Genomic DNA, 25825 nt, shown 5'->3' with positions numbered 1-25825 from the left:
ACACTCATGCACGCGTTCGAGGCGCAGGACATCCGGAAGAGCTACGGCGGGGTGCACGCACTCCGCGGGGTGGACCTCGCGGTCCGTCCAGGCTCGGTTCACGCCCTGCTGGGCGAGAACGGCGCCGGCAAGTCCACCCTGGTCAAGATCATGACCGGGGTGACCCGGCCCGACTCCGGAGTCCTGCGCCTCGACGGGCGCGAGGTCGCCTTCGCCAACACGGCGGAGGCGGCCGAGAACGGCGTGGCGGTGGTGTCGCAGGAGCTCAGCCTGTTCCCCCACCTGTCGCTGCTGTCCAACCTGTTCCCGATGCGCGAGCCCCGCAAGGGTCTGCTCATCGACAAGCGGGAGATGCTCCGGCGGGCCGAGCCGATCCTCGACCAGCTGGGTGTCGACGCGAAGCCCGGCGTGCTGGTGCAGGAGCTCTCGCTCGCCGATCGCCAGCTGGTCGAGATCGCCAAGGCGCTGGTCACCGAGCCCAGGGTCCTCCTTCTCGATGAGCCGACCTCGGCGCTCGAGGGCGGCGCGACCGACCGGCTGCTCGAGATCCTCAGGGTCCTGCGCAGCCGCGACGTGGGCGTGGTCTTCGTCAGCCACATCCTCCAAGAGGTGATGAGCGTCTGCGACGAGGTCACGGTCCTGCGTGACGGCGAGCTCGCCCTCTCGGCGGACCCCATCGCGAACCACACCGTCCCGACGCTGGTGAAGGCGATGATCGGCGACAAGGTGATCGCGACCCAGACCGTGGCCCGCACCGACGTCGCCGAGCTCGCTGGCGAGGCGCACGGTGCGCTCGTGGTCGACGGCCTGGCGCTCGCCTCCGGCGTGCACGGCGTGTCCCTCACGGCCAAGCCCGGGGAGATCGTGGGCCTGGTCGGCCTGGCCGGGTCCGGCCCCACCGAGGTGCTGCGCGCGCTCGCCGGCATCGTCCGCCCCACCGCGGGCAACGTCACGCTGCCCGGCGGCAGGCCGGCGCCCCGGGGACAGAGGGCGCACGTCGCCGCGGGCGTCGCCTACGTCTCGGGCGACCGCCGCCGCTACGGGCTCATGCTCGAGAAGCCCATCTGGGAGAACATGGTCCAGGTCCGGTCGATGGGGATGCTGCGCGACGGCGCCCTGCTGCGGCGCGGGGCCCTGCTGGAGCGGGCGCTCGGGCACGTCGAGCGAGTGGGCATCAAGGTGGGCTCCATCGAGGACGACGTCAGCTCGCTCTCGGGCGGCAACCAGCAGAAGGTCGTCATGGCCAAGTGGCTGGACAACGCGCCGTCGGTGCTGCTGCTCGACGACCCGACACGCGGCGTCGACGTCGGCGCCCGCGCGGAGATCCACGGGCTGCTCCGCGGCGCCTCGAACGGCGGAGCGGTGGTCCTGCTGTGCTCGACGGACCTCGAGGAGGTGGTCGCCGCGTGCGACCGCGTGGTGGTGTTCTACCGCGGCACCTCGGTCGCCGAGCTCACGGGCGACCAGATCACCACCCAGGCGATGCTCGAGCTCATCAACACCGGTACGCCCGACGAGCAGGCCGCCTGAGGCGGTCCCGAGCGAGAGCCTCCCGATGCACCGCACCATGCCCGCTGCCGGGCCGTTCGACCTGCGAGGTGCGCTCGCGCTCATCGAGCAGGACCCGGCGGACTACCTCGAGACCGACCATCCGGTGGATCTGGACGGTCAGCTCGCGGGCGTCTACCGCCACATCGGCGCGGGCGGCACGGTCGCCCGTCCGACCCGGCGGGGCCCGGCGATGATGTTCACCTCCGTGGCCGGATACCCGGGCGCGCGCGTCCTCGTCGGCCTGCTGGCCGACCGACGACGTGTGGCGACGATGCTCGGTGCGACCCCGTCGACGGTCGCGCACCGGCTGGTGGCGGCGTTGGAGACGCCGCTCGCGCCCGTGGTCGTGGACCAGGCTCCCGTTCAGGAGCGCGTTCACCTTGCCTCGGACCCCGGCTTCGACATCCGCACGCTGCTGCCCGCGCCCACCAACACGCCGACGGACGCCGCGCCGTACTTCTGCATGGGGCTGCTGCTCGCCAGCGATCCCGAGACCGGACGCTCCGACGTCACCATCCATCGGATCGCGGTGCAGGGGAGGGACGAGCTGTCGATCTTCTTCTCCCCGGGCCGTCACATCGACGTGTTCCGCGCGAAGGCCGAGGCTGCGGGACGGCCGCTCCCGGTGACCATCAACATGGGCCTCGACCCGGCCATCGTGGTCGGGGCCTGCTTCGAGGCCCCGACCACGCCCCTCGGCTACGACGAGCTCCAGGTCGCCGGCGGCCTGCGCGGCGCACCGGTCGAGCTGGTGGACGCCGTCACGGTGGCCGAGCGTGCCATCGCGCGCGCCGAGATCGTGATCGAGGGCGAGCTCCTGCCGCATGTCAGGGTGGCCGAGGACCAGCACACACGCACGGGACACGCGATGCCCGAGTTCCCCGGCTACAGCGGTCCCGCCCACCCCGCGCTGCCCGTCATGCGCGTGACCGCCGTGACCACCCGCGAGCGGCCGATCCTGCAGACCCTGGTGGGGCCGGGGGAGGAGCACACCTCGCTCGCAGGCATCCCCACCGAGGCCTCCGTGCTCCAGGCGGTCGAGCGCTCGATGCCCGGCTTCGTCACCCAGGTGCACGCACACACCGCGGGCGGCGGCAAGCTGCTGCTCATCCTGCAGGTGCGCAAGAGCGGGCCGCGAGACGACGGGATGGCGCGCCACGCGGCGCTCGTCGCGCTCGCGACGTTCCGCGAGCTCAAGAACGTCATCCTGGTCGACACGGACGTGGACGTGTTCGACACCGACGACGTGATGTGGGCGATGACCACGCGCATGCAGGGCTCCACCGACATCGTGGTGGTGCCGGGCGTCGCCGGTCACGTCCTCGACCCCTCGCAACAGCCGTCCTACGACAGCGCCATCCCTGCGCCAGGCGTCACCTCGAAGACCATCTACGACGCCACCGCACCGTGGTCCATGCGCGAGGAGTTTGCCCGCGCGGCGTTCATGGATGTCGACCCGCGCCCCTGGGCGCCCTGGATGGACTTCCCGTCTCTGGATGATGCGCCCCCGAGCGGGGCCGGGCGATGACCGCGGACCGGCTGATCGTGGGGATCACCGGCGCCTCGGGCACGGCGTATGGCGTGCGAGCCCTTGAGCTCCTGCGCGAGGCGGGCGTCGAGACGCATCTGGTGATGTCCAAGGCGGCGCACGTGACGCGCGGCTACGAGTCGGAGCTCGCGCGCAGGGACGTCGAGGCGCTCGCCGACCACGTGCATCGTCCCGGCGACATCGACGCCGCGATCTCGTCGGGATCGTTCCTCACCCGGGGCATGCTGATCGCCCCGTGCTCGATGCGCACGCTCGCGGAGATCGCCTCGGGCGCATCGTCCTCCCTGGTGAGCCGCGCGGCGGACGTGGTGCTCAAGGAGCGCCGCAGGCTGGTGCTCATGGTGCGCGAGAGCCCCCTCCACCTCATCCATCTGCGGAACATGGCCACCGTGACGGAGGCCGGCGCGGTGGTCTTCCCGCCCGTCCCGGCGATGTACACGAACCCGACGTCGATCGACGACGTGGTGACGCACACCGTGGCGCGCGCGCTCGATCTGTTCGACGTGCACGTGGAGTCCACGCGACGCTGGGGCGGACCGGAGTGACGGCCGCCGCACGGCGCGAGGCGGTGCGGGAGCTGCTGACGGAGTCGCACGAGGCCTGGCTGCTCACCAGCCGTGTGGCCGGTCGGGGCATCCGGACAAGGCCCGTGCGGCTGTTCGGCGGCCGCGGAGGGCCAGATGTGATGGTGTTGACGGGTGCGACGTCGCGCAAGGCTGCGGAGATAGAGTTGTGGCCGGAGGTCACGCTGGCCGGACCGATCGGGGACGGCTGGTTCGCGGCGGAGGGGACCGCCCGAGTGCTTCGCGACTCCGCGGACGTAGAGGAGCTCGTCGTGGAGTGTGCGCCTGGCGTCCATGCCGCGGACATCTGCGTCATCGCGGTCACCCTCACAAGCGCGCGCAGGTGGGTCGTGAGGTCCCCGTCGGCGTTCGACAACGCCATCGACACGCTGCTCCCGTAGTGGAGGCGGCGCAACCGGCAACGGTCGACGGTCGTGGCCTGCGGCGCCGACCTTCTCGGGTCGACCGAGAGGGACGTCTGTCCGGATTGCATCGTGCGTGCGAGGTTCCGCCGCTGCGTCGTTTGGATTGTGGCGGGGTGTCGGACTTCGCACATACGATCGTGAGTATCACTGCTGATACTGAGGGGAATCGAGCAATGGCGCAGATGGCTGAGGGTTGGTATGCCGACCCGACGAAGCGGCACGAGAAGCGGTACTGGAACGGGTCGTCGTGGACCGACCATGTCTTCACGAAGGGCACGCAGAGCGTCGATCCGTACGTTGCAGTCGCTCCGACCAGCGCGGGCGTGACGGGCCAGGAGCGGAAGGTGCCGCTGTTCGGTGCCCGCAAGCACGCGAAGAGCCTTCAGGAGGAGAATGACCGTCTCCAGGGGCTGATCGACAAGCACGGGCTGGGGGAGATCGCAGACCTCGACGCCGCACGTTTGGAAGTCATCGCCCAGATCTCGCAGGCGCGCGCCGACCTCGCGGGCGCGCAAGCGGCCCAGCAACTCGCCGATGCGCAGAAGCGTGACGCGGAGCAAGACCTCGTCAACCTGCGTCAAGCCGCGTCCATGCAGGAATTCGGCATCTACGACTACGAGCACCCCGCCGAATCGTCTGTGACGCTCGCCACCGAACTCGCGGGGGTCCGCGTGCAGATCAAGCAGCTCGTGGCCGCGAAGAGGGCCACGTCGGCGTCGTCGAACTTCACGTTCAACAACTCTGCCAAGCAGGGGGAGAGGTTCGTGAACGACATGTCCAAGCTGATGCTGCGCTCGTACAACGCGGAGGCGGAGAACTGCGTCAAGACCGTCAAGGCCGGCAACCTGGCCTCCGCGCAACAGAGGCTGACGAAGTCGATGGAGCAGGTCGAGAAGCTCGGCACGATGATCAACCTGTCCATCACCGCCCCGTACCACCGGCTGCGGCTCAAGGAGCTGGAGCTCGCGGCCCGCCACATGCAGGCCCTCCAGGCGGAGAAGGAGGCCGAGCGGGCGCATCGTGAGGAGCTGCGAGAGCAGCGCAAGGTCGAGGCCGAGCTCAAGGCGGCACGCGAGAAGCTCGAGAAGGAACGCTCCCACTACGAGAACGCCCTCGCCGCCCTCGAAGCCAAGGGCGACGTCGAAGGGGCGGCACGCCTGCGGGAGAAACTCGCGGACACGGACAAGGCGATCGCCGACGTCGACTACCGAGCCGCGAACGCCCGCGCCGGCTACGTGTACGTCATCTCCAACATCGGCGCGTTCGGACCCGACGTCGTCAAGATCGGCCTGACCCGCCGCCTCGAGCCGATGGACCGCGTCAACGAGCTCGGCGACGCATCCGTGCCGTTCCGCTTCGACGTCCACGCCCTGTTCTTCGCCGACGACGCCGTCACCCTCGAGACCAACCTCCACCAGCGCTTCGCCGACCGACGCCTGAACAAGATCAACCTCCGACGCGAATACTTCCGCGCCACACCCCAGGAAGTCCTCGACGCACTCAAGGAACAGCACGTCGAGGTCCTCGAGTTCACTCTCGAGCCGGCAGCGGAGGAGTACCGGGCAAGTGCTGACGGTTCGGTGTGACGCCCCGCGATGCTCCGGTCCAACGCGCACGTGCCGCTCGTATGCGCTACAGGAGAACTCCCGCATCGCGGCACGTCCAGTGACGAGCGGCGGAAAACTGGCTCGCTGTACCCGGCGCTCTCGACCGTGTCCGTGTGCTTCTTCCGCACACACCGTGGCGCACCTACGAGGATCTGGCCTTAGTTGCCATAATCACTCGGTGGCCCTATGGAGAGGCAAGTGATGGTCAAGGCGTCTGGTAAATCACCTCTAGGTGGGACCGGAGAAGGTCCGATCAAACTGCCGCACGGCATCGATGAGGCGCTCTTCGCGATTGGCCGCGAAGCCCTCCGGCTCCACGAGAGCGCCATGTACTCATCGCAGGCACAGTTTGAGCAGGCCAAGATCTGGCGTGGGGTCAATCTTTGGCTCGGAGCGCCAGCGGCTGTCCTCGGAGCGATTGCGGGAAGCGCCGTGCTCGGTTCTGAGGGGCGGAGTCTATGGGGGGTAGAAGGGTCGACGATCGGTGGGTTGCTGGCGCTCGTAGCGGCGACGCTCACTGCAATTCTCACAACGGTGAACGCGTCGAGGCGGCAAGCGCAGTCACAAGCGTCCGCGAACGCGTTCCTGCAGTTGCAGACCGCCGTCAGGCAATTTGCAACGATCGACATCAGCACTCTTTCGTACGACGACGCGCGTAACGTGCTCCAGGATCTCAGCAACTCTCGCGATGAGCTGAATAAGACGGCGGACGCGCCGGGGATGTCCGCGTATCGGAAGGCAAAGAGGAACATCGAAGTTCTAGGCGGACAAAATTACGCCGTTGACGAGGGGGATGCCTAGTGGCAAAAACGGTTCCTGAGGCCTTCGCGACATATCTGGGCTGGATAACGCCAACCGACGCCGCGCGTGCCAAGGCATCGGCGCACAGGGCGTCGATCGAAGCGAAACTCAAGTCCACGTTTGGCGTGTGGCGCATGTACGAAAGCGGCAGCTGGCGGCACGGCACCGGGGTAGGTGGCCACAGTGACGTGGACTACTTCATCTCGCTAAGAACGGACAAGCCCGCATACGGGAGCACCGTCCTCGGTCAGGTCAGGGCTGCAATGCAGGAGCGGTTCCCGCAAACGCATGTCCATGTGCAGCGCCCCGCGGTGGTACTCGAGTTTGGAGGTGGCTACGAACGGGTTGAGCTGATTCCAGCCTTCCCGGAGCAGAAGCTCGCCAGCGGGGCGATGCTCTACGCAATACCGGGCGTCGCAGACGAGTGGATGCAGTCGGCGCCGGAGGCGCACCTCAATTATGTCGACGTCGCCAACAACCGCGACGAGGTGAAGCGCGGGGCGAAGGGGCTTGCGCGACTCGCGAAGTCGTGGAAGTACGAGTGCAATGTGCCGATCTCGTCCTTCTACCTTGAGATGCGAGCGGCGCAGTACATGAATGGAGAGCGATCCGTGGTTTGGGACATGGACTTGCAGCGCTTTTTGGCAAGCCTGTCGTCGCATGACCTTGCTGACATGAATGACCCCACCGGAAGCAGTGGCCGGATCAAGCCTTGCTCGTCGTCGGCTACGCATCGAGATGCGCTGTCGAAACTGCGAACCGCGGCGGTCCGCGCGGACAAGGCCGTCGCCGCTCGCGAGTCAGATCCGCGAGCCGCTCTCGGGTGGTGGGACTACATCTTCGGCGGCAAGTTCCCGGGCTACTACTGACTTGGTGTCATAGCGCTGGGTGAATATCGCCCGTCGTAGGGTCCGTCGCTCGACAGCGGCTCTGAGCCAATTCATTGCATAGACACGGGAACTTCCTCGCAGCTGCCCCGTGCGACGGACCGGTACTTTGACACACATCGAGCGTGGGACTCCCGTCTTCAACCCGAACCTAGATTCCGCGCGGAGGCCAAATGGCGCGCATTGACTGGCAGAAGATTAGTAACCGTGACTTCGACGACTTGGTGGAGGCACTGCTCGTCCGCGAGTTCACTGGCGCGGGTCTCGTGGCTCAGGCGCTCGACGGGCGGGGAGGCGATGGAGGAATCGATGTCGATATCCGCGCCCGGAGCACCGATCAGGTGATCCACGTTTACCAGTTGAAATACTTCCCCGAAGGATTTTCAGCGGGATTCGCGCCACGTAGGAGGCAGATCAAGAAATCGCTCAAGACTGCCATTGACGAGGTCGGCATGCCTGCATGGACCCTTGTGACGCCCCGCAAGGTCACGGGTTCCGAACGCAAGGCCGTGCGGAAAATGAGGGACGGTGCGCGGGTCGAGGTGCGCTTCATGGGTCCTCCGGAACTCGACGGTTTGCTGAGCAAGCATCCGGATATCGAGGCAAGGTTCGCGCTAGACCGCGAGGTCGAGATCCTGCGCGCGGTGAACCGCGAGAGCGCGGCGCTGGCTCGCCCACGCGATCTCGCAGACGAACTTGGGCATCTCCGCGCAAAGCTCGACGCTCGTAGCGAGTATTGGGGTACCTCGTTCGCCGTCGACGCGAGAGGCAACACAGTCGAAACGCTCTACGCAAAGCGCTCGGATGCGCAGGAACGTGAACCGCTCACGCTTTCTGCCACGTTGGAGTTCGGTGAAGCCGACGCCACTGTGCGTGAAGCGTTTGAAGTGGCGATGAAGTTTGGGGCCCTCGAAGAGGTAACGCTACCGCCGCATGTCGTGAAGTCCTTCGATCGACAGGGCCCGGGCTGGTTCGCGGGCACTGAGCGAAACGCGGAGGTGCGAATCTCGCCACAGCAAGGCGATCACCGGGCTCAGCGCATCCGCGTGATTGCTGAAGATTGCGATGGCGGCACTCGGTCAACCCTGCAGGGCGAAACGGTCGGCGCGGCCGTTGGAGTCGAGGGCGCGACCGTCCGAGGGCTATTTCAGGGAGGCGTCGAGATCACCTGGCGCGTGCCGAGAACGCAAGGAACGCGCGGCAAGTTCAGCGTTGATTCGGATTTCACCGGACAGTCGGCGCACAGGATCCTCAGGGTGATTCGCTTCCTCGACCAGCTCGCCGCCGCCACTCGACTCGGTGTGGAAGTCGATGGAAGCCCTGCCGAATGGATTGACCTGCCTCAAGCTGGCCGCAGGAGTTTTTCGGCAGACAACGGCGACTTCGTCGCTTTCATCGAAGACCTTCACTATCTTGAGGTGCGCTTCGACGTTGAGTTCGCGTTGCCGCCAACAGGGCCGACAGACGCCGACGTCATCGACGCACGTATCGCGCGACTGTTCATGGAGGGACATCCGTGCGCCGAGCGGCAGGACTTCGTGTTCAACGGCACGCTCGCACGGGACGTGCCCGACTCCGTTCTCGCGCTGATTCGCGATGGTGGCGCGATTGTGATTAGCGATGTTCGGGTGGTCCAGAGCCTCTTGGGAGCCACCTTCGAGATGGGATCGGCGACGTTCTACTCGCCGCACGCCGAGGTGGAGGACGAGCATGCGCTGCTTCAGGCGATCGAGAGGGACACGACGGCGGGTGCGCCGATCGGGATCCGCCCTGCGGGGGGCCTGCCGTGGACCATCTACTCGCCCGCAGAACTCGACCGGCGCGGCGATGACACGGTCCAAGCGCGACCGTGGGCCATCGCTGGGCTTCCCGAGCACTCTGGCTTCGCGAAACTCCCACACGCTAGACCAGAGCCGGTGCAGCTATAGGGCCGCCAATCGGGTCGGCGCACGATTGGCGCCCAATGGGCCCGGCCTTCGTGCGCTGGAACCTTCGAAGCGCCATTTGAAGCCCGCGGCTGGCTGTGTCTGGTAAACGCTCCAACGCCGATTCCGTGGCCCAATTCGTGGCGCCGGAGCAGAGCACAACGAGCTTTTCAGCCCCCCGCACATTGGGTGAATTGAGCGAGATCGAGGGTCGGGATTTCGAACGACTCGGCGAGCCTCCGGACCGGGGCATCGTTTGACACGATTTTCCATGCGTCACCGAAAAGACCTGTTGCGGCCTTCGAGCGTTGGTCGAGAACGATCGCGACGAGTAGTGGGTCGGCGTTGCCCTTGCCCCGGAACAGGTCGACGACGCTGGTGTCGTCTTCGGGAACCGCGTCCCAAACTCGTTGGAGAGAGTCCAGGACCCCGGCTGTCACGGGCAAGGTCCGGTGCCTGAACCGTTCGATGTGCGGTGCAAACCGGGCTTCGTAGAGGACTTCCTCAGGGATGTGCGAGTGGTGGGAGACGGCGCGATTTCGGAGGATGCGTTCCGGTAGACGCAAGATAACGTTCGTGTCGAGCAGGTAGGTGGCGGTCATGCGAGAGTCGCGCGTAGATCAGGAAGCGCCGCTGGCCGCATCCGGTTGAGAGCCACGATCCGGCAGAAGTCAGATTGGCTGAGCTGGCCGCGGTCCACTTGGTGGAGCATGCGCGCGGTGTACTCGTGGCCGGCGTACTTGCGGACGGCCGTGATCATCCGGGGTGAACGTGGTTGCGTCTTCGGCACCTCGGCGTACGCGGCGCGCAGCCCGTCGAGGGTGCTTACGGCGGTGTCACGGTCGATGAGTTTGAGCCTTAGGGCACGAACTGTGAACGCGCTCGGCGTGACGCAGAAGTGGTCGGCGCCGGCCCGGACCGCCTCGATAGAGTCGACAGCGAGATGGCTGACCTCATCGCGTGGCATGACGAGCTCCTCCGCGAGCTCCCACTGCGGCCCGGGCGGCACCTCGGCCGTGTGCGAATCAAAGGTGACGGCCTTGAACTCGTTGCGGGCGACCAACGCGACCAGGAGCGCGAGGGTGAGGATGCGCCGTCCGGCAGGTTCATAGCGGTCGCTCTCCTCGCCGCCGGTGATGAACAGGTATGGGATCTTCTTGTCCTTGACGCACAGTCCGCTGAAGCTGCGGCCCCGAGGGAGCTGCTGCAGCATGACCTTCTCCTGGCTCTGTGAAACCAGCAGCTGGCGTGCTTCGAGCAGCGTGATCAGGTGTTCGAGCGCGCGCTCCTTGCCCTTGGCTCTGCGGAGGTCCTCTAGAGACAGTCCCAGCAGCGTTCGGAGTCGGGCGGCGTCCGCGACAACGCCGCTCCGTGAGCCCTTGAGGCACCCCACTATCGTGTTGGCCTGAAGAGTGGAGTCGCGTGTCTTGAGCTCCTGTTGCTTGCGGATGAGGTCTTTGACGATGAGCTCGACGTCGGCAAGCTCAACCTCGCTACGAGAGTTCACCGCGAAGATATCCTTGCTGATCCCGTTGAGGATCAGCCGGTTCTTGCGGTTCACCTGGTATAGGGCGCGTTCGTGCGAGCCGAAGAAGAGGGCGTAGGGGATGTCCGCGGCGCGCGCGAGTCCGACCAACTTGTCGAACGTGATCGAGCCGTTCGTGAGCGCCGGCTCATACGCTGCCCGGCGACGGGCGGGCGAGGATCCAAGCAGGAGGGTGAAGGTCTCGCGCTGGACGGGCACCTCGGCGCCGTGCACCTGGACGCGGATGTGCCGATCGTCAGTCACCGTGCCCCCTTTTCTCCGTCGTGCCTGAACATCGCGCCAGGCACATGGCCATTGTTGATGGCCGCAGGGCTCAATGCGGCGTGCGCGTGCGGTGTGTCGCGCGGCAGTTCATCCGCCTGTGCACGTCGCGTGTCGGGCGGCCCCGTGGGCGAGTGCCGGGCGGCGTTCGCTAGCGCGGGGCCCGGACGATGCGCCGCCGCGGTGGCGCGCAAGACGCGGTGGACTGTGGCGGGGCCATGAGCAGGAGTCCTGATGCGTGGTCCCCGACCGCGCGATCGAGAGTTGCATCGTCGCTGGTAGGTGCGCGGATTGCGAGAGTCGGTCGGGCTAGAATGGACTGCAAGAAAAACAGGCATGGACTGGGGACTCCGGCAGGAGGGCATACCCCCTGGTCAGTCAATTCCGAGTCTTCGCCACCCGCGAGGTTTCACCCTTGACCTCGCCAACCCGAAGAACGGGCTCTTCTCCGCCGCGACCATCCTGCCGTTCGTCCCGGATGGCTGCTTGCCGCTCGCGCGCCACTTGGCCGAGTCGGCTTGACCGGTCGGCCAGGCGAGGAGCGCCTGCGGGGTCGGGCGCCGGTGAGACCATTCCTGGAAGAGCGTGTGGTGGCGGGGGGTGTGAGATGCGCGGCGAGGCGACGGTGCTCCACGCCGATCTCGATGCGTTTTACGCGTCGGTCGAGCAGCGGGACGACCCTGCGCTGCGCGGACGTCCGGTCATCGTGGGCGGCGGCGTGGTGGCGGCCGCGAGCTATGAGGCGAAGGCCCGGGGCGTGCGCACCGCGATGGGGGTGCACCGGGCGCGTGCGCTCTGTCCCGACGCCATCGTCGTCCCTCCCCGCATGGAGGCCTACGCGGCGGCGAGCCGTGCGGTGTTCGCGATCTTCCACGACACCACGCCGTATGTGGAGGGCGTCTCGATCGACGAGGCGTTCCTCGAGGTGGGGGGACTGCGTCGCCTCGCCGGGACCCCCGAGCAGATCGCCGTGCGCCTGCGGGAGCGCGTGCGTGCCGAGGTCGGGCTCCCGATCTCGGTGGGCGTCGCGAGAACCAAGTTCCTCGCGAAGGTCGCGAGCGCGGTCGGCAAGCCCGACGGGCTCCTCGTGGTGGCGCCGGACCGCGAGGCGGCGTTCCTTCATCCGCTCCCCGTCGAGCGGCTCTGGGGCGTGGGCGCGGCGACCGCGGAGAAGCTGCACCGCAACGGCGTCTACACGGTCGGGCAGCTGGCCGAGCTCGAGGCGGCGACCGCCGAGCGATGGCTCGGGAAGGCGGCCGGCGCGCATCTGCACGCGCTCGCCCGGCTCCGGGACCCGCGGCCGGTCGAGACGACCAAGCGCCACGCATCCATCGGCTCGCAGCGCGCGCTCGGCAACCGGTCGTACACCGGTGGCGAGCTCGGGCTGATCGTCACGCAGATCGTCGACGGCCTCGCGAAGCGCCTGCGCGATCGCGGATCGTCGTGCGCCACCGTGGTCCTGAGGCTTCGCTACGGCGACTTCACCAAGGCGACCCGATCGCACACTCTCGCCACGCCGACCGATCGCACCGAGGTGGTGCTCGGCGTCGCTCAGCGCCTGCTCGCGGCGGCGGGTCCCGACATCTCCGACCGGGGCGTCACCCTCATCGGGGTCTCGCTCGCGCAGCTGACCAGCGCCGCCACGGTGCAGCCCGAGCTTCCGATCGACTGGAACGACGGGGCGCGCATCGACACCGCGCTCGACATTGCCCTCGATGCGGTCCGCGATCGATTCGGCTCCGCCGCAGTCACCCGCGCGGCGCTCATCGGTCGCGACCCGGGTGTGTCGGCGCCGCGGCTGCCCGAACACGGGTAGACGCATGGAGGGCCGGCAGGGGTGTGGCAGCGGGCGGTGGACGCTGCCGCGGTCGCAGGTGGCGGCACTCGAAAGGCGCGGCATGTCGCGAACCGAAGCCGGGCATCGTTCCTGGTAGATGTGTCGCCAGAACGCGTTTCCCCGTCTAGGGTGGACTTGACGCAGGACGACCGTGGGCCGGGGGCTCTCGCAGTGGGGCACTCGTCATGGCACGGCGCATCGGCGCGAGCTCACCAGGGAGGGACCACCGATGACCCTCGGCAACGCCATCGCAGCGCTCGCCCTCGTCGCCGCCGCGATCGTGCTGGTGGCCTGGGGGTGGCGGCGAGGCGGACGCCGCGCCCGTGTCGCGCTCACCGCCCTCGCGGTCGTCGCCGTCGTTGCCGGCGCGTGGGTGGGGGTGCGTGGCACCTATGCCGGCGTGTGGGTCGACTCCCTCGGCGCCGTCGACGGGAAGGTCGAGTTCTGGGCTCCACGTGCGCACGGCGGGGCCGGCGGGAACCTGTACCGCTTCGTCTCCAGCGCCACCCCGGATGCCGTGTTCGGCGCCTTCGCGGACGCCTACCCGGACGCGGTGCGCGCCGGAGACGTCACCGCGGTCGTGATCGGTGACCACACCTTCACGTTGACCTACCATCCCGAGGGGTCCGAGCCCTACTGGATCCTCGCGAACGATCGTGGCTAGCGGGACGGGGGCTGCCGGGGCGCGGTCCACGGCGCGGCGGCTGCCTGCCGCGCGCGAACGGCACCCGACGCCCTCCCGGCCGACCGCCAGCGCGGCGTCCGCCGCCGTCGACGCGGTCGCGTGGCCCACGACCGGTGCCGGCGTGCGCATCGTCCACCTCGACCCGGCCGCGAACACGCCCTGGCGCCGCGCGTACGGCATCGGCGGGGACGGCATCGTCGCCATCCGGCCGGACGGCTACATCGCCGCGGTGGTCACGCGCGACCTCGCCGCCTTCTCCGCCGACCTCGTGCCGGGCATGGTCGCGGGTCAGGCCGCGAGGCGGGGCGAGTGAGGCGTCCGGGCGCCGACGCGCCCCCTCACGGCCTCCGCGCCACGCCCGCGGCATCGTAGATGGCGTCGAGCGCGCGCATCTGCGCGACCGCTGCCACCGCATCGGTCCCGAGGGGCGCCCCGTCCCTCACCGCACGCTCGAAAGCTCCCAGCTGGTACCAGTACGAGGTACGACGGTCGACGCGCTCGGTCCGGCGGCCCTCGGTCCCACGCACGCGGATGACGCCGCGCATCTGCGGGTGATACGGGAATGGGACCTCGAGGGAGCCGCGGTCGCCTCGCACCGTGAGCGTCGCGCCCGCCAGCCGGCGCGACCAGATCGACGAGACGACGGTGCCGATCACGCCGCCAGGGAGCGTGAGCCTCGCCTCGACCCGGCGGTCGATCCCGTCGCGCATCCACGCGCGCGCATCGGTCACCTCGACCACCTCGCCGAGCAGCTCGCGCAGCATCCGCACCGGGTAGTAGCCCACGTCGAGCAGCCCGCCGCCTCCCAGCGCGAGGTTCCACCGGATGTCCTTGCCCGGCGGGATGGGGACGCAGAAGGTGGCGTGCGCGGACCGGACGGTGCCGATCTCGCCCGATGCGAGGATCCCGCGCACCCGTGCCACCAGCGGGTGGTGGTGCGAGTGGTAGGCCTCCATCACCACCACGCCCGACTCGCGCGTCGCCGCCTCGACCTCGGCGGCCGCGGCACTGTTCGAGGTGAAGGGCTTCTCGCACAGGACGTGCTTGCCCGCGCGGGCGGCGGCCACCGTCCACCCCGCATGGAGGGCGGCCGGCAGGGGGATGTAGACGGCGTCGATCGTCGGGTCGTCCAGGAGCGCCTCGTAGGAGCCGTGAGCCGTGGCGATGCCGTGCCGACGGGCGGCCTCCGCAGCCCGCTCGCGGCTGCGCGAGGCGACCGCGGCCACGGTGACGCCCGGGGTCGACGCGGCGGGCGTCGCGAGCGCGTCCGTGACGATGCGGGCCGCGCCGAGCACGCCCACGCGCAGCGGGGGAGCTTCGTCGCCGTGCTCGATGGCGGCTGCGTCGACGGGGTCGCGGTGAGGCACGGGCCACAGTCTCGCAGGCTCGACGTCGTGCGACGGGCCGCCCTCGGCGACCTCTCTCACACCGCTGCTGCAGGTCAGGCATCCGTGGTCGCAGCATGCGACAAGATCTGCAGCGGAACGCCCCCTCGGGCGGTCCGTGTGTGAGAGAGGTCGCGGGTCAGTGCCTCACGCCTTGGTCATCTGCGCGAACCACTGCGAGGCCGGCGTGGTGCACACCAGCTTCCCATCGACCACCGTGCACTGCGTCTGGTAGCCGCTCGAGTAGAGGCGCTCGCCGATCCAGCGGTAGTCGGACGCGTTCTCCGTGGCGCCCTTCTTGGGGGCGAAGGCCACGAAGTTGGAGGCGTCGTCGACCGATCCGGTGCCGTCGTACCGCGCGACCTGCGGGTACGGGAAGACGGGCCGCGTGCGCGAGCCGTCGTCCGTGGCCGCGACGATCGCGTCGGGCGCCTGCGCGCTCTCCACCCACGCCATCAGCGGCGTGAGGATGTCGAACGTGTTCGGCCCGTCGCCGCCGCCGCAGTGCGCCATGCCCGGGAACAGGTAGAGCTTGGCGAACGAGTCGACCGTCTTCTGTCCCATCGTGGTCTGCATGGCGTTCCAATAGTCGAGGGTGTTGGTGACCGGGATGTGCTGGTCGTTCCACCCGTGCCACAGGAGCAGCTTGCTGCCTGCGCCCGCGAAATCGGACAGGTCCGGGTCCATCGCGGAGATGTACGGCGAGGCCTGCACGGCGTTCCAGAAGCCCTCACGCGTGAACGAGAGGTCCTGGTACGTGGTCGACTGGTCCTGCTGGTTGGTGAACGCGAGGTACTGCATGTACCCGTTGACGAAGTTCGCCGAGGCGCTCGACCCCGTCGGGGTTGCCGGCACGAACAGCGTCCACTCCAGCTCCGAGCCCCACGCGTGCGCGCCGTAGACCTCGAGGCGCTGGCCCTGCTCGGTGGTCGCGCCGTCGTGGAGCTTGCGCACCACCGCCGCCTCCTCCGGCGTGAGGCACACCGTCAGGTCGTCGCAGACGATGCTCGTCGGGTCGAAGTCGCACTGGCGCGGGTCGGTGATCTGGCCGTCGACCAGCCCGTCGATGCCGTCGCACGCGTCCAGGACCGCCTGGTGGATCAGAGGCAGCCGGTCCGCGAGCAGGATGAACTCGCCGTTCTGGTCCTGGTTCGCGACCACGTTCCAGGCGTGGTGGATGGTGTTCTGGACGGCCATGTTGTTGGCGGGGGCGCCGGCGGCGATGCCGTCGAAGTCGTCCGGGTAGCGCTGCGCCTCCATGAGGGCCTCGCGTCCGCCGTCCGAGCATCCCGTGAAGTACGAGTACGCGGCCGGCTGCCCGTAGAACATCTCGATGATCGCCTCCGCCGCGACCGCCGTGACGTGCACCCCGCGGTACGCGAAGTCGAGCACCGCCTGCTGGTTCCCGAAGAACGCGGTGGGCGGACCCGCGTGGCCCATGTTCGTCGTCGCGGTGGCGACGGAGCCGTCCTCCACGACCGAGCAGCCCGCGGCCTGCGGGTAGCTGATGCTGTCACCGCCGCACAGCCCGCCGCAGCCGGTCTGCACGTACCGCTGGGTCCAGCCGGTGAGCGGCAGGTGCATGACGATGCTCGTGGTGCCGGGGCCGATGTTGCCCCGCACGTCGCAGAACGGCTGGACGTCGGGGTCCGAGTCGTCGAGCACCGAGGTGTCGATGGTGACGACGCCGTCCTGGACGACGTCCGTGAGGGTGAGCCCGACGAGGTCGTCACAGCTCATTCGGGCGTCCACCCCCGCGAGGTTTGCGAGGCCGTCGTCGGTGGTGGTCGTGGTGGCCGCCGGCGCGGGCGCCGGGGTCTTGGCCTGGGCCGCGGGGGTGCCCGCGGCGAGGACGGCCCCGGCCGCGACGGCGGCGAGGGCGAGCAGCCGGGCCGCGCGCGAGGAGCGCGACGGCCCGGTGAGGGCGTGGACGTGTGGCATGTGTGAACCTCCCCATTGAGCGTTCCGCGGAGCGTCCGAGTCGCGCACCGCGACGGACAGAGCCCGTACTTGAGAACGTATACGACATTGGCGACAATTGCGTAGCCAAAACCGTTGACAATCTCAGCCGGACGCCCGGGGCGTCGCCGCAGGCGTCGATCGCACCCTCGCTGCTCTCGGGCGCCCCCACACTTAGGCGTTGATGGTCAATCTCCTTTATCAATCTCCTTGTAGCATGTCCGCATGCCCCCATCGCTCGACATGTCGCTCGCCCTCCAGGACGCGCTCCGGCCGGTGATGCACCGGCTCGACCGCGACCGCACCCTGTCCCTCGGGAAGCTGGGCCTCCTGGCACGGCTCTCGCGCGGCGGCGCGGCCTCGGCGTCCGAGCTTGCGCACGCGCTCCGGATCAGCCCGCAGGCCGTCACCATCGCCGTGCGCGAGCTCGAGGACGGCGGCCTGGTCGCCCGGACCCCCGACCCCGAGGACCGGCGTCGCTCCTGGATCGACCTCACCGAGGCGGGCCGCGAGCGCTACGAGGTCGAGCGCCGGGCCGGGGCGCCGTGGCTCGCCCAGGCGATCGAGGAGAGGTTGGACGATGCGGGGCGGGCGTCGCTCGCGGCCGCGATCCCCGTGCTCGCCGCGCTCGCCGAGGGGGCCTTCGATGCATGACGCGCGCGTGTCCCCGCGCCTGCTCACGGTGCTCGTCTACGCGGCGCTGTCGACCGCGATCGTCAGCTCGCTCGGCATGCTGCTCGTGCCCACCATCTCGCGCGAGCTCGACGTCTCCGTCGCCTCCGCGCAGTGGATGCTCACCGTCAACCTCCTGGTGGGCGCGGTGGCGACGCCGGTCATGGGGCGCCTGAGCGACGGCCCGCACAAGAAGCGGATCCTCGTGACCGCGCTCGCGATCATCCTGGCCGGCTCGATCCTCGCGGCCGTCGCCACGACCTTCCCGGTGTTCCTCATCGGGCGCGCGATGCAGGGACTCACGTACGGCATCGTCCCCATGACGATCGCGATCGGGCGGCGCTACCTGCCCGCCGACCGCGTGACGGTCGGGATCGCGAGCCTGTCCGTCACGGTCGCCACCGGCATCGGCATCGGCTACCCCCTCACCGGCATCATCGCGGGCTCGTTCGACTACGAGTGGGCCTTCTGGTTCGCCGCGCTGTTCGTCGCCTCGGCGATCGTGGTGGTGGTGCGGGGCGTGCCGCGCGGTCCCGACGAGTCCGCGCCGCGCGTGCCGTTCGACCTTCCGGGCGCGATCCTGATCGGGGTGGGCCTCGCCGCGCTGCTCGCCGGCGTGAGCGAGGGCGAGCACTGGGGCTGGACGTCGCCCGCGACCCTGGGCGTGCTCGCGCTCGCGGTCATCGCGATCGCCGCGTGGATCGTGGTCGAGCTGCGCAGCGACCACCCCCTCATCAACCTGCGCGTGATGCGTCACGGCGACGTGCTCCTCGCGAACGCCACGGGCCTGGGGCTCGGCGCGGCCATGTACCTTGGGCTGTCGGTGGCGAGCCTCATCGCGCAGGCGCCCACCGAGACCGGCTACGGCATCGGCATGCCCGTGTTCTGGGCCGGGTTCGTCATGCTTCCCCTGTCGGTCGGCAGCTTCGGCGCGAACCGCATCGTCCACGCCGTCGCCGGACGCATCCGGCTGTCCGCGCTGCTGCCGTTCGGCGCCGGCGTCGTCACCGGCTCCACCGTGCTGCTGCTCGTCGCGCACGACTCGCTGTGGGAGATCCTCGCCGGCATGCTGCTGTTCGGCGTGGGCATCGGCACCACCTACGCCGCCATGCCGGGCCTCATCGCCCGCAGCGTCATCACCGACGAGCTCGGCAGCGCGGTGAGCTTCAACCAGGTGCTGCGCACCGTCGGCGGCTCGATCGGCAGCGCGGTCGCAGGCGCGGTCCTCGCGGCCCACATGGCCGCCGACGCACACCCGACGGGTACCGGCATCACGCTCACGCTCGCGCTCGGTGTCGCCGGTTGCGCCGTCGTGTTCCTCGGCCTGGTGGTGCACCATCTGCGCACCAGGTCGCGGCACGATGCGGCGGTTGCGTAGGCGCGTCGCGCCCGTCGCCCCCGTCGCCCCCGTCGCTCCCGTTGCCGCGCGGCGGAGCGGGGCGTAGCGTCGCCTCGACAGGGGGCATCGGCGCCCCGTGCTGGACAGGGTGCGGGGGGCTCCGATGTCAGATTTCTTCGCCATGGAACCGGGCGAGGTGGCGGCGCCGGTTCCCGACGGCCCGATCCTGTGCTCCGGCACCGCGGGGATGAGGCGCGTGCACCGCGTGTTCCTATGGGCGTACGACGAGGCGCCGGGACTCGTGCGATCCGCCGCGCCCGGCGACACGGAGCGCTCCACCTATGTCGGGGCGGTGCTCGCCAACATCGACAAGGTCCTCCACGTGCACCACGAGAGCGAGGACCAGCTCATGTACCCGCAGCTGCGCGAGCGCGCGCCCGCCTGTGCCCTGCACGTGGACCAGATGCTGGCGCAGCACGCGGAGGTCAAGGTGATGCTCGACGATCTCGCCCCGATCCGCGACCGGTGGACCGCGACGGCGGACCAGGAGGCGGGGGAGGACCTCGCCCGGCGCTACGAGACGCTGTCCGCGACGCTCAAGGCGCACCTGCGCCGCGAGGTCACCGAGGTGATGCCCGCCGTCGACCGCGTGCTGACCGTCGAGGAGTTCGACAAGCTCTCGGAGCACGGCTTCGACGAGTTCGAGAAGAAGGTGGTGATCGCCTATCTGGGCATGATCCTCGCCGTCAACCCGATCGAGGACCAGCGCGAGTTCCTCAAGGAGGTCCCCGCCTTCGCGCGGCTGGCCTATCGGCTGGTGGGCAAGCGCATGTACCGCAAGCAGTACGCGACGCTGTTCCCGGGACGCCCGATCCCCGAGACGATCTGACGCGGTTCGGGCGCGCCGGCGCCTCGGACGTGCGCCGGCAGGACGCTCAGGAGCTGGGTGCGAGCAGGCTGATGTCCGCGCCGGGACGGCCGTGCTCGACCCAGTGCTCGAGCGCCTCGGCGCGGAAGATCTCGTCGATGACCATGAACGCCGCGCCGGTGATCCCCACCAGGTCGCTGTCGACGGATCGCGTGAGGACAAGGTCGCGCGTCGCGAGCGGCAGCGACCGCTCGTACACCGTGTGGCGCACGGTGGCGAGGATCAGCTCGCTCACCTCGCTGACTGGTCCGCCGAGCACCACGAGGTCCGGGTTGAGGGTGTTGACGAGCGACGCCACCCCTTCTCCGATGCGGCGGCCCGCGGTCCGCAGCAGGTCGATGGTCGCGCGGTCGCCGTACGAGGCGGCCTCGGACAGATGGGCGAGCGTGAGCGCGTGGTCGCGTCGGAGCAGATCGGCCAGCACGCTCTCGGGCTCACGGTGGGCGGCGACGGTCGCCGCGTCCACCAGCGCGCGTCCACCGGCGACCGCCTCGAGGCAGTCGACACGGCCGCACCGGCACACGACACCGAGCACCTCCCGGACGGGGATGTGGCCGATGTCGCCCGCGACACCCTGCGCCCCACGATGCAGGCGGCCTCGGGACACGATGCCGGCGCCGATGCCGGTGCCGATCTTGATGTAGACAAGGTCCGCGCTGCCGCGCGCGAGGCCGCCGCGCAGCTCCCCGAGCGCCATGGTGTTGACGTCGTTGTCCACCCACACGGGCGTCGCCCACGTCTCCTGGATGCGTTCGCGGATGGGGAACTCGTCCCAGCCCGGCATGATCGGCGGGGACATGGGGCGCGCGGTCGAGAACTCGACCGGACCGGGGACGCCGACTCCCACACCCCACACGCGCGCGCGGATGCCCGGCGCATCGAGCTGAGCGAGCAGCGCGTCCCACATCTCCACCATGACGTCGAGCGCCGCGTCCGGCCCATCGGCGATGTTGTGCGGCCGCCTGCGGTGCGTGAGCATCGTCCCCGACAGGTCGGCGACGCCCGCGACCACGCCCGTGGCGCCGAAGTGCGCGACCAGCATCACGCCCGACTCGGCCGTGAAGCGCAGGAGGCGCGGCGCGCGACCTCCGGTCGAAGGCCCGAGCGTGCCTTCGTCGAGAAGCCCGGCCTCGAGGAGCTCGGACACGCGTTGCGCGACCACCTTGCGACCGAGTCCCGTGCTGCGTTCGATCTCCGGGCGCGTGTGGGCGTCGGCGCTGCGTACCGCATCGAGCACCGCGGCAAGCGAGGCCAGGCGCGAGTCCAGCACGGCGGACGAGCCGCCGCTCACCGCGGGCCGCCCTCTCGGACGGGCGGAGTCGTGCTGCCCAATGGTCCCCCTAGGTCGTCGATGCGCACTTCAGGATTCTAGGAGCGAACTTCGGTTCCGAGCGATCGCTGCCAGGCATGTCGTGCGCGCAGAAGTGGGAAGGCGGGTCCGCGTGAGCACGCGGACCCGCCCCCCGAGGCGAGGATGAGCTCAGAAGCGGACGTCCCGCAGGTAGTCGAGGCCCGCGAGCGACGGGCCGAACGGGTCGTACGAAGGGTCGTTCGCGGGGTCGCGCTCGACCACGTAGTAGCGGATGCCGTGCCCGGCCTCGGCGAAGATCGCGCCGAAGTCGATGGTGCCCTCGCCGACGGTCGTGATGCTTCCGTCCTGCGCCATGTCCTTGACGTGGAGCAGCGCGATCCGGTCGCTGTAGTCGTCGACCAGCGCGAGCGGGTCCACACCGGCGGCCGTGGCCCAGTACAGGTCGAGCTCGAACACGACGTTCTTCGCCGAGGTGTTGTCGACAAGGATCTGGAACGCGTTCTGGTCACCGTAGACGGAGGTGAACTCCCAGTTGTGCAGGTGCACCATGTACTGGATGCCCTGCTGGCGAGCCATCGCGCCGAAGTGATCGATCTTCTGGGCGAACGCCACCCACTCCTCGGGCGTGGTGAACGTGCGCGGGTCCGCTCCGGCGCCGATGTACTTGGCGCCGATCGTCTTCGCGGTCTCCAGCTTCTGCGCCCACTCCGCATCCGTGGTGGCCATCGAGACCGACGTGTGGAGCGCGCTGGCCTTGAGGTGGTTCTTGTCGAGCAGGGCGCGGTACTCCTGGGCGCTGAGACCCTGGAAGCCGGTGTAGTCGACGGGTTCGACGTTCCGGTAGCCCGCGTCCGACAGTGCGCTCAACACCTGCGCTTGACGTCCCTGCGCGGCCGCGTCCTGCCCGAAGCCGATGTAGTAGAAGAAGTTGAACAGCTGCACGCTGATCTTCGAGTCGGGGATCACCGCCCGGTGCTGAGCCTGACCGCTCGCGGCGCCGGCGTCCGCCGGTGCCGCGGCGGCCGGCAGCGCCGCTGCGAGGGTCGCCGTCGCGGCCAATGCCGCCGTCGTGATCAGCTTCCGCGTCCTGTACCTCGTCGTACCGTCCAACGCAATCACTCCCTTTCGTGAGGCCCGTCGTTGGGCCTCGGCTGGTAAGCGCCACATTAGGTCGTTATGCACGAAAGTCAACTCCAAACGAGCAAAAGTGCGCAACGCTTCGGCGGCGCTGGGTCCGCTTTGCGGCGATGATCCCGCGACCGCGCTGCGCGCGGTGCACCTGTAATGGCTGGTAAATAGAGGATTTGAGCCATTGCGTTCGATGGGCGTTGACTTATGCGCGTCTCGCACATAAGGTCGGCTCAGATCAACGAAGCTCGTCACAGGGAGGTCCACGATGCAGGGTCGCATCAGATCCGCGATCATCGGCGCGGGATTCATCGGACAGGTGCATGCACGCGCCGTCCGCGCCGCCGGAGGCGAGGTGGCATGGATCTCCGCGGCGAGCCAGGGCGAGGCCGACGCCGCGGGGGAGCGCACCTTCGCGCAGCGCGCCACCGCCGACTGGCGCGAGGCGCTTGCCGACCCTGAGGTCGACGTCGTGCACGTGTGCACGCCCAACCACCTCCACGTCGAGATCGCCGCTGCCGCGATCGAGGCGGGCAAGCACGTGATCTGCGAGAAGCCGCTCGCGCCCGACGCGGGCGACGCCGCAAGGCTCGTCGAGATGGCGGCCGAGGCAGGAGTCGTCACCGCGGTGCCTTTCGTGTACCGGTTCTACCCGACGGTGCGTGACGCAAGGGCGAGGGTCGGCCGTGGCGACCTGGGCGATGTCCGGCTCATCCATGGCTCCTACCTCCAGGACTGGCTTTCACGCCCGGGCGATGGCAACTGGCGAGTCGACCCCAAGCAGGGCGGTGCGTCGCGCGCGTTCGGCGACATCGGCGTCCACTGGTGCGACCTCGCCGAGTTCGTCACGGGCCAGCGCATCTCGCGGGTCGCCGCGAGGTCGTTCGCGATCGATCGCCCGGCGGGTCCGTCCCTCACCGAGGATGGGGCGACCGTGATGTTCGAGACCGACGGCGGCGTCGTCGGCTCCGTGGTCATCTCGCAGGTGTCGCCCGGCCGGAAGAACCGTCTGTGGCTGTCCGTGGAGGGCGCCGAGGCGTCCGCACAGTTCGACCAGGAGAATCCCGACAGCCTGTGGCTCGGCTCGCGCGGCGCGAACTCCGTGGTGATCCGCGGCACCGAGGGCACCGCCCCGGCCGCCGAGCGGTACAACATCGTCCCCGTCGGGCACCCGATGGGCTATCAGGACTGCTTCACGGGCTTCGTGGGCGACGTCTACGCGGCAGTGGGAGGCGATCAGGTCGACGGGCTTCCCACGTTCGCCGACGGGCACCGGGCCGCGGTGCTGACCAAGGCGTTCATGGAGGCGGCCAGCACCCAGGACTGGATCGAGGTGGCGGGATGAAGCTCGGATTCCTGACGGCATGCCTGCCGGGGTGGTCTCTCGAGGAGATCGCCTCGTGGGCGAGCGACCGAGGCTATGAGGCGCTCGAGGTCGCGGCGTGGCCCGCACTCGGCGATCGCCCGTTCACCGCGTCCCACATCGATGTCACCCGTCTCCACGGGGGTGAGCTGGACCGGGTTCGCGAGATCACCGATCGCTACGGCCTGACCATCTCCTCGCTCGCGTTCTACGACAACAACCTCCATCCCGACGCCGACGAGAGGGCCGCGGTCAACGCCCACGTGCGCGCATGCATCGACGCGGCCGCCGCGCTCGGCGTGCCCACCGTCGGCACGTTCATCGGCCGGGACTGGACCCGTCCTGTGCGGGAGAACCTCGCCGACGCGGAGGAGATCTTCAAGCCGATCGTCGACCACGCGGGCGAGTCCGGCGTCAAGGTGGTCATCGAGAACTGCGTGATGGAGGGGTGGCATCCAGACGGGTACCCCGGCAATCTCGCGTACTCTCCAGAGCTCTGGGAGTGGATGTTCGCCCAGGGGCTCTACCTCAACTACGACCCGTCGCACCTCATGTGGATGGGCATCGACCCCGTCGAGGCGCTCCGCCCGTACGTCGACCATGTGGCGCATGCCCAGGCCAAGGACATCGAGCTGTTCGCCGACCGTCGCAACCGGTTCGGATGGCCGGGTCGTGCCGTGGTCCGGGAGGACCCGTGGGACGTCGGCTGGTGGCGCTACCGGGTGCCCGGGCTCGGCCAGGTCGACTGGGTCCGCGTGATCGACGTCCTCTACGAGGGTGGATTCGACGGAGTTCTCTCCGTCGAGCATGAGGACCCGCAGTGGGGCGGGACGGACGACAAGATCCTCACCGGCCTCGAGATCGCCTATCGGACGCTTCGGCCGCACGTCGTCGCGTGAAGGGTGGGCGCGCGGGCCCTCCGTGCGCCATCAGCAGCACAGTTCAGTTCAGGGAAGTCCAGTTCAGCAGGTTCAAGGAGGAATCCTCATGAAGAAGTCCCACGCACTCGGTCTGGCCGCGGTCGCGGCCAGCGCGGCGCTCATCTCCGCGTGCAGCGCGCCGGCCACGTCCGGCAGCCCCGCTGCCTCGTCGGGAGGCGACGGCCCGTTCACCATCGGCGTGAGCAACGCGTTCGTCGCCAGCGAGTACCGCACCCAGATGATCGACGCGATCGAGCAGACGTTCGACGAGTACAAGGCCGAGGGTGTGGTCGACAAGCTCGTCATGGAGAACGCCGACGCGGACGTCAACGGCCAGATCCAGCAGATCCGCAACCTCATCAACCAGGGCGTCGACGCGATCATCGTGGACCCGAACTCGGCCACGGCGCTGAGCGCCGTGTTCGACGAGGCCATCAGCCAGGGCATCACCGTCATCGCGATCGACCAGGCGGTGGACTCGCCCGACGTGCTCAACGTGGGCATCTCTCAGCAGGACCTCGGCGCTGCCAGCGCCGAGTGGTTCGCCTCGGCCGTCGGTGACGGAGCGAGCATCGTCACCGTGGAGGGAGCCGCTGGCAACCCGGCGACCGACGCCCGCTGGGCCGGTGCCGAGCCGGTGTTCGCCGAGCACAACATCGAGGTGCTCACGCACGGCGACGGCGGCTGGGACCAGGCGACGGGGCAGACGGTCGCCACCGACCTGCTCGCCACCTACCCGAACGTCGACGGCATCTGGACGTACGACGGCATGGCCCAGGGCGTGCTCCGTGCGGTCGAGGCCGCCGACAAGACCGACTCGGTGACCGTGGGCGGTGAGGCGCGCGTCGGGTTCCTGCGCATGTGGACCGACCTGGTGGACTCCGGGTCCGACTTCGCCAGCGTCGGCGTCATCAACCCGCCGGGAACCGGTGCGACCGCGCTGCACTTCGCGATCAACCTGCTCCAGGGCAAGGAGCTCGACCAGTCGAAGGTGACCGACGGCCACAGCATCATCCTGCCGCTCGACACCCCGGTGACGAACGACAACCTTGCCGACACGTGGGCAGGGGTCTCCGACCAGGCGGACACCTACGTGCTCGACTCGATCCTGAGCGCCGACGAGGTCGCCCAGTACTTCCAGTGACAGGTGGCCGGGCCGGGCGCCGTGAAGCACGGCGCCCG

The 25825-nt window shown here is 69.1% G+C and carries 23 protein-coding genes; 17 read left to right on the top strand and 6 right to left on the bottom strand.

The annotated features are described in order from the left end of the window. The first annotated feature begins 6 nt into the window (after positions 1-6). The 8 genes from AOM04_RS07820 to AOM04_RS07785 all read left to right on the top strand — a co-directional run bounded on the left by AOM04_RS07820 (position 7) and on the right by AOM04_RS07785 (position 9311). Entirely contained in the window at positions 7-1530 is a 1524-nt protein-coding gene (locus tag AOM04_RS07820) for a sugar ABC transporter ATP-binding protein (protein WP_062464211.1), read from the top strand. A gap of 37 nt (positions 1531-1567) precedes the next feature. Continuing rightward, positions 1568-3079, top strand: a complete 1512-nt coding sequence (locus AOM04_RS07815; protein WP_062464451.1) for a UbiD family decarboxylase — start codon at positions 1568-1570, stop codon at positions 3077-3079. Further along, the gene (locus tag AOM04_RS07810; protein ID WP_062464210.1) at positions 3076-3645 is read left to right on the top strand and encodes a UbiX family flavin prenyltransferase; all 570 of its coding nucleotides are present in this window, start codon (positions 3076-3078) and stop codon (positions 3643-3645) included. Before AOM04_RS07815 ends, AOM04_RS07810 begins: the two co-directional genes overlap by 4 nt. Next, positions 3642-4064 (top strand): pyridoxamine 5'-phosphate oxidase family protein, encoded by a 423-nt coding sequence (locus tag AOM04_RS07805; protein ID WP_062464209.1) that lies wholly within the window; start codon positions 3642-3644, stop codon positions 4062-4064. The genes AOM04_RS07810 and AOM04_RS07805 overlap by 4 nt, the downstream gene beginning before the upstream one ends. A gap of 137 nt (positions 4065-4201) precedes the next feature. Further along, positions 4202-5674, top strand: a complete 1473-nt coding sequence (locus tag AOM04_RS07800) for an SNIPE associated domain-containing protein (RefSeq protein WP_228373663.1) — start codon at positions 4202-4204, stop codon at positions 5672-5674. Positions 5675-5896: 222 nt separating this feature from the next. Continuing rightward, positions 5897-6496: an SLATT domain-containing protein gene (locus tag AOM04_RS07795; RefSeq protein WP_156160677.1), complete on the top strand. Its 600-nt coding sequence runs from the start codon at positions 5897-5899 to the stop codon at positions 6494-6496. Next, entirely contained in the window at positions 6496-7365 is an 870-nt protein-coding gene (locus AOM04_RS07790; RefSeq protein WP_062464208.1) for a nucleotidyltransferase domain-containing protein, read from the top strand. The genes AOM04_RS07795 and AOM04_RS07790 overlap by 1 nt, the downstream gene beginning before the upstream one ends. A 191-nt stretch (positions 7366-7556) precedes the next feature. Further along, positions 7557-9311, top strand: a complete 1755-nt coding sequence (locus AOM04_RS07785; protein WP_062464207.1) for a hypothetical protein — start codon at positions 7557-7559, stop codon at positions 9309-9311. A gap of 167 nt (positions 9312-9478) precedes the next feature. Here the strand turns inward: AOM04_RS07785 and AOM04_RS07780 are convergent, their stop codons facing one another. Together AOM04_RS07780 and AOM04_RS07775 are read right to left on the bottom strand one after the other, a co-directional pair. After that, positions 9479-9910: a hypothetical protein gene (locus AOM04_RS07780; protein ID WP_062464206.1), complete on the bottom strand. Its 432-nt coding sequence runs from the start codon at positions 9908-9910 to the stop codon at positions 9479-9481. After that, positions 9907-11097 carry a hypothetical protein gene (locus AOM04_RS07775; protein WP_062464205.1) on the bottom strand — a complete coding sequence of 397 codons (1191 nt, stop codon included), beginning with the start codon at positions 11095-11097 and terminating at the stop codon, positions 9907-9909. The genes AOM04_RS07780 and AOM04_RS07775 overlap by 4 nt, the downstream gene beginning before the upstream one ends. A gap of 625 nt (positions 11098-11722) precedes the next feature. On the opposite strand from AOM04_RS07775, the gene dinB reads away from it, so the two are divergent. The 3 genes from dinB (at position 11723) to AOM04_RS14540 (ending at position 13950) form a co-directional block, all read left to right on the top strand. Further along, entirely contained in the window at positions 11723-12931 is a 1209-nt protein-coding gene (gene dinB, locus AOM04_RS07765) for a DNA polymerase IV (RefSeq protein ID WP_062464203.1), read from the top strand. Positions 12932-13181: 250 nt separating this feature from the next. Then, a complete protein-coding gene (locus AOM04_RS07760) occupies positions 13182-13616 on the top strand; it encodes a hypothetical protein (RefSeq protein WP_062464202.1) in 435 nt (144 codons plus the stop codon). 142 nt (positions 13617-13758) lie between these two features. Continuing rightward, positions 13759-13950 carry a hypothetical protein gene (locus AOM04_RS14540; RefSeq protein WP_156160658.1) on the top strand — a complete coding sequence of 64 codons (192 nt, stop codon included), beginning with the start codon at positions 13759-13761 and terminating at the stop codon, positions 13948-13950. 25 nt (positions 13951-13975) lie between these two features. Here AOM04_RS14540 and AOM04_RS07750 read toward each other — a convergent pair whose 3' ends face one another. Together AOM04_RS07750 and AOM04_RS07745 are read right to left on the bottom strand one after the other, a co-directional pair. Next, on the bottom strand, positions 13976-15004 hold the full coding sequence (locus AOM04_RS07750) for a Gfo/Idh/MocA family protein (RefSeq protein WP_228373662.1): 1029 nt from the start codon (positions 15002-15004) through the stop codon (positions 13976-13978). A gap of 165 nt (positions 15005-15169) precedes the next feature. Then, positions 15170-16963, bottom strand: a complete 1794-nt coding sequence (locus tag AOM04_RS07745) for a tannase/feruloyl esterase family alpha/beta hydrolase (RefSeq protein ID WP_082104488.1) — start codon at positions 16961-16963, stop codon at positions 15170-15172. A gap of 243 nt (positions 16964-17206) precedes the next feature. Here AOM04_RS07745 and AOM04_RS07740 point away from each other — a divergent pair, with 243 nt between their 5' ends. The 3 genes from AOM04_RS07740 to AOM04_RS07730 all read left to right on the top strand — a co-directional run bounded on the left by AOM04_RS07740 (position 17207) and on the right by AOM04_RS07730 (position 19881). After that, entirely contained in the window at positions 17207-17635 is a 429-nt protein-coding gene (locus tag AOM04_RS07740) for a MarR family winged helix-turn-helix transcriptional regulator (RefSeq protein WP_062464200.1), read from the top strand. Further along, positions 17628-19031 (top strand): MFS transporter, encoded by a 1404-nt coding sequence (locus AOM04_RS07735; protein WP_062464199.1) that lies wholly within the window; start codon positions 17628-17630, stop codon positions 19029-19031. The genes AOM04_RS07740 and AOM04_RS07735 overlap by 8 nt, the downstream gene beginning before the upstream one ends. Positions 19032-19173: 142 nt before the next feature. Further along, entirely contained in the window at positions 19174-19881 is a 708-nt protein-coding gene (locus AOM04_RS07730) for a hemerythrin domain-containing protein (protein WP_228373661.1), read from the top strand. Positions 19882-19927: 46 nt separating this feature from the next. Here AOM04_RS07730 and AOM04_RS07725 read toward each other — a convergent pair whose 3' ends face one another. Further along, positions 19928-21211, bottom strand: coding sequence for an ROK family protein (locus tag AOM04_RS07725; RefSeq protein WP_062464197.1), 1284 nt, complete (start codon positions 21209-21211; stop codon positions 19928-19930). 189 nt (positions 21212-21400) lie between these two features. Beyond that, positions 21401-22291: a sugar phosphate isomerase/epimerase family protein gene (locus AOM04_RS07720; protein ID WP_062464196.1), complete on the bottom strand. Its 891-nt coding sequence runs from the start codon at positions 22289-22291 to the stop codon at positions 21401-21403. Positions 22292-22628: 337 nt separating this feature from the next. Here AOM04_RS07720 and AOM04_RS07715 point away from each other — a divergent pair, with 337 nt between their 5' ends. From AOM04_RS07715 to AOM04_RS07705, 3 genes are all read left to right on the top strand, one after another. Continuing rightward, complete coding sequence (locus AOM04_RS07715) at positions 22629-23705, top strand: Gfo/Idh/MocA family protein (RefSeq protein ID WP_062464195.1); 1077 nt, start codon at positions 22629-22631, stop codon at positions 23703-23705. Beyond that, positions 23702-24622 carry a sugar phosphate isomerase/epimerase family protein gene (locus AOM04_RS07710; protein ID WP_062464194.1) on the top strand — a complete coding sequence of 307 codons (921 nt, stop codon included), beginning with the start codon at positions 23702-23704 and terminating at the stop codon, positions 24620-24622. Before AOM04_RS07715 ends, AOM04_RS07710 begins: the two co-directional genes overlap by 4 nt. Before the next feature lie 88 nt (positions 24623-24710). Continuing rightward, positions 24711-25787: a substrate-binding domain-containing protein gene (locus tag AOM04_RS07705; RefSeq protein ID WP_062464193.1), complete on the top strand. Its 1077-nt coding sequence runs from the start codon at positions 24711-24713 to the stop codon at positions 25785-25787. Positions 25788-25825: the final 38 nt, after the last annotated feature.

The sequence above is a fragment of the Demequina soli genome (assembly GCF_000971195.1).
GTDB lineage: Bacteria > Actinomycetota > Actinomycetes > Actinomycetales > Demequinaceae > Demequina > Demequina soli.
Note: the sequence above shows the minus strand (reverse complement) of the source record. Positions and strands in the feature narration are given on the sequence as shown.